At 50.1% G+C, this 9,803-nt stretch carries 6 protein-coding genes and 1 riboswitch; of the genes, 5 read left to right on the top strand and 1 reads right to left on the bottom strand.

Annotated features, from left to right (window positions below):
• Positions 1 to 1,464: 1,464 nt before the first annotated feature.
• The 3 genes from HC248_RS06550 to HC248_RS06540 all read left to right on the top strand — a co-directional run bounded on the left by HC248_RS06550 (position 1,465) and on the right by HC248_RS06540 (position 6,374).
• Entirely contained in the window at positions 1,465 to 3,789 is a 2,325-nt protein-coding gene (locus HC248_RS06550; RefSeq protein ID WP_168921804.1) for a PhoX family protein, read from the top strand.
• A 185-nt stretch (positions 3,790 to 3,974) separates the two neighbouring features.
• Entirely contained in the window at positions 3,975 to 4,931 is a 957-nt protein-coding gene (locus tag HC248_RS06545) for an IS30 family transposase (protein ID WP_168921803.1), read from the top strand.
• A gap of 399 nt (positions 4,932 to 5,330) precedes the next feature.
• Positions 5,331 to 6,374: a catalase family peroxidase gene (locus HC248_RS06540; RefSeq protein WP_238342743.1), complete on the top strand. Its 1,044-nt coding sequence runs from the start codon at positions 5,331 to 5,333 to the stop codon at positions 6,372 to 6,374.
• A gap of 24 nt (positions 6,375 to 6,398) precedes the next feature.
• On the opposite strand, the gene HC248_RS06535 is transcribed toward HC248_RS06540, so the two are convergent.
• A complete protein-coding gene (locus HC248_RS06535) occupies positions 6,399 to 6,536 on the bottom strand; it encodes a hypothetical protein (protein WP_168921802.1) in 138 nt (45 codons plus the stop codon).
• Positions 6,537 to 6,879: 343 nt separating this feature from the next.
• On the opposite strand from HC248_RS06535, the gene serB reads away from it, so the two are divergent.
• On the top strand, positions 6,880 to 7,590 hold the full coding sequence (gene serB / locus HC248_RS06530; RefSeq protein ID WP_168921801.1) for a phosphoserine phosphatase SerB: 711 nt from the start codon (positions 6,880 to 6,882) through the stop codon (positions 7,588 to 7,590).
• A gap of 18 nt (positions 7,591 to 7,608) precedes the next feature.
• The gene (locus HC248_RS06525) at positions 7,609 to 9,441 is read left to right on the top strand and encodes an ABC transporter ATP-binding protein (RefSeq protein ID WP_168923711.1); all 1,833 of its coding nucleotides are present in this window, start codon (positions 7,609 to 7,611) and stop codon (positions 9,439 to 9,441) included.
• A 36-nt stretch (positions 9,442 to 9,477) separates the two neighbouring features.
• Positions 9,478 to 9,737, top strand: a riboswitch (cobalamin riboswitch).
• The last annotated feature ends 66 nt before the right edge of the window (positions 9,738 to 9,803 follow it).

The raw sequence follows: 9,803 nt of genomic DNA, 5'->3' as shown, positions 1-9,803 counted from the left end.
CATTGGTGTGAGAACAAGACTCTTTAAACGATCAGGACGATCATTTTTTAACACTGATTTATGCATGCTAGTACTTTGAAAAATTACTTTTATCAACTGATTTACTAAAAAATAAACCAAAAAATAAGGCTATAAAAGAAACTGTTTAACGAACCAAGTAAGTGAGCGGATAAATATATGAATATCTATGTCTGAACACTACGTATCAAGAAAAATTCTCTTTAATTAAAAGCACATATCAAACCCAAAATAAACAGATAAAGCAATATTTTTTTTATGTTTTTTTGATAATTTTTAATTTATTTGATTATTTTTTAAATATATTTTTTGTAAAAAATTAGCTGATTAGTTCAATTGCACCAAGCTTAAAAACTAACAATCAACTTTTTTATTTTTCTGTGAATTCGTCAAGATTGGCAATGTCTCAGCACTTAGGCGCACCACCGACAATTGGCAACAATGAGCACTAGGCCGCTTTAACAGCTTTAAGCGCTTTAAGTTAAACAATTTAAATTTACGCGTATAGCTACTCGCGACAAGACTATTGCGTACTCACAAGAGATGCATGAGAGCTAATTATTGAAATGGAAATTTCGTCGTATGGTCGATATCCAAATCACAAAGTGCTACGTGACAACTAAGCCTTAGCCTTAAAAAAAATAACGCACTCTCCACGCGACTAGTAAGGCTAGTAAGGCTAGTAAGGCTAGTAAGGCTAGTAAGGCTAGTAAGGCTAGTAAGGCTAGAGATTAAAAATAATTTTTTGCGAAATTAATGCAGCCTGTTAACAAGGCAAACACAACCCTCACACATCGGTCTGACTAGCAAGCCGAGACCGAGACAATCGCATCCGGTAAGGACAGCAAAAAACCTAACGACCGCACCAGTTAAAGCCAACACTTCGGATGACAGTCAGCCGCGTAACAGTCATCTCTTTTCTGAGTCAGATGAGCCAAGACCATCTTCAAAAGTCTCGCGTCACACAAGTTTGTGTTTCAAGGAAATTAATTAGCCAAATACTATTCACGTCAGGCCAGTTGTATTGCCAGCGCAAAAAATAAACGCGATAGCTTCACGCGACAAAGCTTTGTCGTGTCGTGTCGTGTTGCGTCAAGTCATGCACGTTGACGTTGACATTCATAAGAGCAATTAAGTGCTGCGCCGCCGCTTCGCACCAACCTATCAAAAAAGATAAAAACCTCAAAGCCTAGTGCGTGACAAAAAAATAACGCTAAGTTCTAACTTACGTCAAAGTTAATGATGAACGGCTAGTTACAAAAAAATCACGATTGCCCTAAGAGCAACAACTGGCTTGAAAAAGACTATTTTTAAAGCGCTTGCTTATTCAACTTTTCCCTTAATCAGTGAAGTCTGTTAATAAATTTGTCATCTCAAATAATTAATATTTAATGGTTTTAGACAAATAAACACACAACTATTCATCGCTTGACTAAGGGAAATTTCATGTCGCTTCAGGACTCAGATAACAACAATTCAAACAATGAACACTTCAATGAAGTTCTGAAAAAAAGTTTGGCCAGCCCTTCGCGCCGCATGATTTTGCGCGGTGGTTTTGGCTTAGCCGCCATTGGCTCGTTGCCAATGCTGGCCGCTTGTGGTGGCTCTAGCGCCGCACCCGCTATAGCCGCCACCGGTATTCAGATACTAGGCACCAGCAGTATTTCTTTGGGCTTTGGCGCTACGGCAAAAAGTTTAGCGGACCAAGTCACCGTGCCTAGCGGCTACAGCGTGCAAGTAGTGCATGCCACCGGCGATGCGATTAATACGGCTACGCCGGCTTACTCCAATACCGGTGCAGAAACTGATGACTGGACATTTCGTGTCGGTGACCACCATGACGGTATGGCTCTGTTTTACGTGACAGCTGCAGGCATGTATTCAGCAACAGCAACAGACCGCGCAGTGCTCGCAGTGAACCACGAAAGTTCTGCGGACTCGCATTTTCTGCACCCACGCGGTCAAACCTCGGGTGGCGTGAATGGCAAAAAATTTAACCAGTTCGGCAACTGGGACGCTAAGACTCGCCCCGGCTTAGAGGTGCTGAAAGAAATCAATTTGCACGGCGTATCGATTGTGGAATTGTCAAAAGACAGCAACGGTCATTTCTCGCAAATTAACCCAGCCTCTACTTTAAACCGCCGTATTTCCGCACAGACAGTAGTCAACGTGACGGGGCCTAGCGCGCATCTAGCGGGCATTAAGCAGTTATTCACAACTAAATTTGATACCACTGGTGCTACTGCCCGCGGCACTTTGAATAATTGCGCCAACGGCACTACGCCTTGGGGCACTTATTTGACTTGTGAAGAAAATTTTGCGGCTTACACCAATATCCGTACAGGCGGAACTGCACCGGACGCCAAAGCCGTCGAAACGCGCAGACGCTATGGTGTGGCACGCGCACCGATTAGCGCCACAGCAACCGCCGCATCAGGCCAAGGCTGGTTCACACCGACCGACACAGCCGACACTAACGAGCGCTTTCGCCGCTGGGACAGCAGCGCTGATGGCGCCAATGCAATGAACGACTACCGCAACGAGCCCAACACCTTTGGTTATGTGGTGGAGATCGACCCACTGGTCAGCAGCAGCACCCCGGCCAAGCGCGCCGCACTGGGCCGCTTTGCACATGAAAATGCCGCCCACAGCAATGCAGTCGCAGGCCAAGCACTGGCCTTTTATATGGGCTGCGATTCGCGCAATGAATATTTCTACAAGTTCGTATCGCAACAAAACTGGAGCGCAGCGGACGTGGGCGGCGGCATGGCTGCTGGTGATAAATACCTCAGTGAAGGCACTTTGTATGTGGCCAAGTTCAATGCGGATGGGAGTGGGCAATGGATTGAACTGAACATCAGCAACACCAGCATCGCCGCCTACAACACAAACGGTTTTAGCTTTAGCAATCAAGCCGAGGTGCTGGTGTTCGCGCGCCTTGCAGCGGATGCGGTGGGCGCCACCAAGATGGATAGACCAGAGTGGGCGTCCGTCAATCCCAGCAATGGCGAGATATACCTCACACTGACAAACAATTCCGCCAGTAATCGCACACCAAGCACCACGGATGGGGCCAATCCACGCTCGTATAACGATCCAGACGGCAACATGGGAAGCGGCAACCCCAACGGCCACATCATTCGCCTGAAAGAAGTCGGCAACCTAGCATCGGCCACCAGCTTTAACTGGGACATATTTGTTTTTGGGGCAGAACAAGACTCAGGCGATTCGGTGAACATCTCCAAGCTAACGGCCAACAACGATTTCTCTAGTCCTGATGGACTTTGGTTTAGCCAGTCCACACCCGGCTTACTGTGGATTCAGACCGACGACGGCGCATATACCGATGTCACCAACTGCATGTTGCTAGCGGCCGTGCCTGGTGTAGTCGGTGACGGCGGAAAGATCACCGTCAAAAATTCTCTGACTGTGAACGCAGTCACCACCACAGGCACGCAAGAAACTTTTATTGGCGCATTGCTACCTGACGCTCGCCTGCGGCGCTTTTTGGTCGGCCCAAAGGGCAGCGAAATTACTGGCTTAACAGAGACACTAGACGGTAAGGCGCTGTATGTGAATATTCAACATCCTGGCGAAAAAACCGGGGCTGTAAATGCTGCAAACAATGATTGGATTGCGGATCCGACCAAACTGCAAAGCCAATGGCCGACGAATGGTGGCGGTTTAATTTCAGCCTACGGCCCAGGTACTCGTCCCCGCTCGGCAACCATAGTGATCACCAGAAACGACGGCGGAAAAGTCGGTTTGTAATACTGGAGCTACTTGCAATACGGGTACTCGCGACCTGCTTTGCAATAGTTTTTATAAGCAGCCTTAGGGCTGTTTTTTTTGGCTCGCGGATTCAAGTCTGAAGTGCAACTTTGAAACTAACCGGACGGGTGGGTGAGATGTGAGAGCATCCAAGCTTCCCGACTACCAAGTCAAAGTTGCCCAGAATGATTTACACACACCTCACCCGTGACGAACGTTACCAGATTGCAATCCTCGTCAAAGCAAACTTCAATCAAAGTGAAATTGCAAAAATGATGGACCGTGATAAATCGAGCATCAGCCGTGAGTTGCGTCGTAACCGCGGTCTACGAGGCTATCGCCCTAAGCAGGCAAATGACAAAGCCCAAGAACGTAGACTTGCCTGCGCCAACAGTCCTAGAGTTGCTGACTCGACATGGGCTGTAGTGGAGGAAAAGTTGGCTGAGGCTTGGAGCCCCGAACAAATCAGCGGCCACCTCGAAGCTCGATGCCAACCCGGTGTTAGCTATGAGAGCATTTACCAGTACATCTACGCTGACAAACGCGCGGGCGGCAGCTTGCATAAAACACTGCGTTGCCAGAAGACGCGAAAAAAACGCAGCAGTGGCCGTGAACGGCGCGGCACCATCTCTCGCCAGGTCTCAATAGAACTGCGACCCGACATCGTGCTTGAGCGTGCGCGCTTTGGCGACTGGGAGGCTGATCTGGTGATTGGTGCCGGGCAGAAGCAAGCCCTAGTGACGATTAACGAGCGTGTCTCTCGGTATTCAATAATTTTCCACGTGCCATTCAAAACAGCGCAAGCCGTAGGGGACGCGTTAATCACTTTACTTAAACCATTCGCTCATTGCGTGCACACACTCACGACAGATAACGGCAAGGAATTTTCTCAGCATGAACGAATAGCTTCTGCGCTGAGTGCAGATTTCTTTTTCGCCCATCCATACGCCTCGTGGGAGCGTGGGGCAAACGAGAATATGAACGGTTTGATTCGCCAGTTTTTCCCAAAGGGGATGCGCTTTAATTGCATCACCGACGATGACATTGCTTTAGCGATGCACAGGCTCAATCATCGTCCTAGAAAATGTTTGGGGTATCGAACACCGCATCAGGTTTTTATGGAAGAGTTAAAGTCCAACTAACACGCTGTTGCACTTCAAGCTTGAATCCGCCGCTTTATTTTTTTGGTTTTTTATTTTTTTGGATTTAACAGGTTGAACGCTAGCTTTTGCCAAGACGTTAATGCTTGTCAATAAACTGCCAGTCTTGGCCTTTTTTGCAGATTTTAACAATTTGGTTTCGCTTAAATACTTGTAAAAAAATTAGTAAGCGAAAGAAAAGCTACATAAAACTACAAAAAAATCAGCATTTTTATGTTGCACGCAATACAATCGCAAAAAATCATTATCTGTTTAAAAAATAATGTGCCCTTCAGAGCTTGGCTCAGTTCTTAAGCATTGTTTTTTATTCGGCTAGCCCTAGAGCAAAAGCCGCACAAATTTTCCCGTTTTACTTTCAACCCAAATATAGGACAGACTGATATGACTTCAACACCGACAAAATACTCGCTTCGCCTTGCACGTACTGCTGCTGCAGCAGCAGCAGTCGCCATCATGGGCGTCAGCCCGATTGCCGCCTTTGCAGCCGACACCGCTGCAGCACCTACCAAGTCAGTGCCCGTCGCTGCCGTCGAAGCACTCAACGTCATCTCTGGCGGCCCACATGCGGGATACCGTGCAAATCACGCCAAAGGTGTCTTGGTAACCGGTAGCTTTCTCGCTTCAAAAGACGCTGCGGCATTGACCATGGCACCGCATTTCAACAGCAGCAAGCCCGTGCCTGTCTTGGTTAGATTTTCTAACGGAACAGGTTTTCCAGCGATGCAAGATGCCAACCCAAATGCCAGCCCGCACGGTATTGCGATTCGTTTTCAGCTTCCAGGCGGTGCAAGCACAGACATCGTGAGTATTTCAGCCAGCACCTTTCCAGTTGCCACACCAGAAGAATTTGTCCAATTGCTACAGGCTGTAGGTCAGAGCGGACCTGATGCGGTCAAGCCGACACCGATTGAGAAGTTTTTAGCCAGCCATCCGATTGCGCAAAAATGGGTTTCCACACCGCGTCCAGCGCCTGAGAGCTTTGGCACATTGGCGTTCTACGGTGTCAATGCGTTTGAATTCACAAACGCTAAGGGACAGAGCAAATTCACGCGTTACCAAATCTTGCCAATGGCGGGAGAAAAATCACTCAGCGCTGCTGACGTTGCAAAAGCCACACCCAACTACCTGATGGACGAGCTGCCAACACGTATTGCCAAAGCACCCGTGAAGTTTCGCCTGCTAGCACAAGTGGCCGAAAAAGGTGACCAGACCATAGACGGCTCTTTGGCTTGGCCGGCTGACCGTAAGCTGGTCGAACTCGGTGTGATCAGCTTGACCGCCACTAGCCCAGATCAAGTTAAAGCGCAAAAAGCATTGCTTTTTAACCCACTGTCGCTGACAGATGGTATTTCCGCTTCAAAAGACCCGGTGCTCCTGATTCGCCCAGCAGCCTACGGCGTTAGCTTTGGTCAACGCGTTCAGTAATACAAAAACGGCCTCTTTGAAGGCTTACCCCAGTGCGACTGAGCGCGTCTGATTTTGCGTTATTAAACCAAACAAGATCATGGCCTGCTCAGCACTCAAAAATTGAGCTTCGCACTTAATCGTCACAAATACCAGCGCCCAAAAGTCAGCGTTGGTATTCAATAAAAAAACACCTCAAAGTTAGCCAGAAGAAGCGCTTTGACGGACAAGTAAGCTCTGCACTATCCGCGCGCAGCGACAGCAACAAAGCCAAGGCAGCGGCGTTGCCAGCCATCGCTAGGCACATAAAGCACGGACTGAAAAAAACAATCCAAAGCCCCGGCAGCCCCATGATTTACAAAAAATCATAGAATCAAATCATCTTTTGCTTCGCGGAAAACCTCAGAACGATAGCATTAAGACTGCATCAATTCGGGCTACAACCACTGCTCAAAAAGCCGACGGCCAAGTCAAACTTAAGTGGTCAAGCACACTACAAAAGCCCAATAAAAAGCCTACATACTCCATGACTCCAACCGAAATTTCTCCCGGCCTGATGGCCAATGTCAGCCTGCCCGTGCTACGCCTTAGCGACTTCAAGCTGATTGCTTTTGACATGGATTCGACCCTGATCAACATCGAGTGCGTAGACGAAATCGCTGACGCAGCTGGCCGTAAAAGCGAGGTCTCGGCCATCACCGAAGCCGCTATGCGCGGCGAGATCACCGACTACAAAGACAGCTTGCGCCAGCGCGTTGCGCTGCTCAAAGGCGTCAGTCTGCAAAGCATGAATGAGGTCTACCAGCAACGCCTCAAGCTCAACCCGGGCTCAGCAGAGCTGGTTAACGCCTGCAAGCAGGCCGGACTTAAAGTGTTGCTAGTGAGCGGCGGCTTTAGCTTTTTCTCTGACCGGGTGCGCGACGAACTCGGGATAGATTTCACCCGCTCGAATGTGCTGGAAGAAAAAGACGGCCTGCTCACAGGCCGCATGGTCGATCAGTCTTGGGGTGACATTTGCGACGGCGACGAGAAACGCAAGATGCTGCTGCAAACCTGCGCTGACCTGGGCATTGCGCCTAGCCAAGCGATTGCCATGGGCGACGGTGCCAACGACTTGGCCATGATGGGCGTTGTCGGTCTATCCGTGGCCTATCACGCCAAGCCCGCCGTACGCGAGCAGGCCATGCTGGCCATTAACACCGGCGGTCTGGACAGACTGCTGGAAATCATGGTTTAAGGCGGAGAAAAATTGTCAATCTACAAACCTTTTGAAAAACTCCTACACGCCTATCCGGAAGATGAACCACAACCCGTCCCCACCGGTTTTGTGGCGTTTTTATGGGCATGCAGCAAAGGCGCACGCGCTTATCTTGTAGGCTTGGCGCTGCTCTCAGCGCTGATGGCGGCTTTTGAAGCCATGCTGTTTGCCGCCCTCGGCCGCATCGTCGACGTGTTGTCAAAGGCCAGCCCCGGCAAACTCTGGGCCGATAACAGCACCTTGCTCTTGGTATTGGGCGGCGTAGTGCTGGCCAGTATTGTGGTGGTGGCGGTGCAAACCATTCTCAAACACCAAACCTTGGCGGTGAATTTTCCTATGCGTTTACGCTGGAATTTCCACCGCTTAATGCTCGGGCAAAGCATGTCTTTTTACCAAGACGAATTCGCCGGCCGCCTAACCACCAAAGTCATGCAAACCGCGCTGGCAGTGCGCGACACTTTGTTTGTAATGGCCGATGTACTTATAGCCATGGTGATTTATGTGATCACCATGACCCTGTTGGCCGCCTCTTTTGATCCGCGCCTGAGCCTACCGTTTCTGGTCTGGCTGGTGTGCTACATAGCGGCACTGACTTACTTCGTGCCGCGCCTAGGCCATGTGGGCAAAGCCCAAGCTGATGCACGCTCGACCATGACGGGCCGCATTACCGATGCTTATACCAATATCAGCACCGTCAAATTGTTCTCGCACACGCACAGGGAAGCGGCGTTTGCGCGCTCGGCCATGCATGAATTTATGCAAACCGGTTACAAGCAAATGCGCTTGGTATCGAGTTTTGAGACCGTCAACCACGCACTCAGCATGGGCCTTATTTTGGGCATGGCCGGCACTTCGTTATGGCTCTGGGACCAAGGTCAAGTCGGTGCCGGTGCAGTCGCTGCAGCCACCGCAATGGCGCTACGCTTGCAAGGCATGTCACATTGGATTATGTGGGAGACGACCAGCTTGTTCGAAAGCGTAGGCACGGTGCAAGACGGAATAAACACCTTGTCGCGACCACGCACCATAGTCGATACGCCAGATGCCAAAGATTTAACGGTCAGCCGCGGTGAAGTGGTTTTTGACCATGCCACCTTTAGCTACGGCAACGGCAAACCAGTGATTGATGACTTGACGCTCACTGTGCGCGCTGGCGAGAAAATCGGCTTGGTTGGACGCTCAGGCGCTGGCAAATCGACGTTGGTTAATTTACTGCTGCGCTTTCATGAGCTTGACAGCGGCACGCTGCGCATAGATGGCCAAGATGTCACGCTGGTCACGCAAGACAGCTTGCGCAGCCACATCGGCATGGTCTCGCAAGACACCTCGTTAATGCACCGATCAGTACGCGACAACATCTGCTACAGCCGCCCCAACGCCAGCGACGAGGAACTGCACGCCGCGGCCAAGGGCGCACAGGCGGAGGGCTTTATCAGCACGCTCAGTGATTTGCAAGGCCGAACCGGCTATGACGTGCAAGTCGGCGAGCGCGGTGTCAAACTCTCGGGCGGTCAGCGCCAGCGCATAGCGATTGCACGCGTGATGCTAAAGAACGCACCGATATTGCTGCTAGACGAAGCCACCAGCGCACTCGATTCAGAAGTCGAAGCCGCGATTCAAAGCAGCTTAGAGACCTTGATGCAAGGCAAGACCGTTATCGCCATTGCCCACCGCCTGTCAACCATTGCGGCAATGGACAGACTGATAGTCTTAGACCAAGGCAAGATTGTCGAGCAAGGCACGCACCAAGAATTGCTCGCCAATGACGGCTTGTATGCGCGCTTATGGACACACCAGAGCGGTGGATTTTTGGACGAAGATATTCACTAAAACCTCGACCTGCGAGCCAAACGCCAATAGCGCACAGCGTAGAATCGAAAAGTTGGTGCTCGCCACTTGGTTCGCAGGTGGCAGTTCAACGGGAAGCAGGAAAAAATGTGTTGGCACTAAGCCCCACAACCAACCTGCGCTGCCCCCGCAACGGTAAACGAACAAATACGTCGCAGCTTTTTGCAACGTGTACTTAGCTTTCATCACAAGCCACTGAGCGCCCTGAACAAGCGTTTGGGAAGGCGATGAAGGTAGGCTTCGTTAGCCCGGATACCGGCCAACAAGTTGAATGCCGTGCGCCAAATAAACGCAGGGCTTATTCTTGTCGCCCAAGCACTGACGGGGAAGTCGGTAAGGGCCTA

It is taken from the genome of Polaromonas vacuolata (assembly GCF_012584515.1).
In the GTDB taxonomy this organism is placed as follows: domain Bacteria; phylum Pseudomonadota; class Gammaproteobacteria; order Burkholderiales; family Burkholderiaceae_C; genus Polaromonas; species Polaromonas vacuolata.
Note: the sequence above shows the minus strand (reverse complement) of the source record. Positions and strands in the feature narration are given on the sequence as shown.

Excerpts from the sequence above, each read along its gene's own strand:
- HC248_RS06540 (WP_238342743.1), top strand. The coding sequence starts at position 5,331 with ATGACTTCAACACCGACAAAATACTCGCTTCGCCTTGCACGTACTGCT.
- serB (WP_168921801.1), top strand. The coding sequence starts at position 6,880 with ATGACTCCAACCGAAATTTCTCCCGGCCTGATGGCCAATGTCAGCCTG.
- HC248_RS06545 (WP_168921803.1), top strand. The coding sequence starts at position 3,975 with ATGATTTACACACACCTCACCCGTGACGAACGTTACCAGATTGCAATC.
- HC248_RS06550 (WP_168921804.1), top strand. The coding sequence starts at position 1,465 with ATGTCGCTTCAGGACTCAGATAACAACAATTCAAACAATGAACACTTC.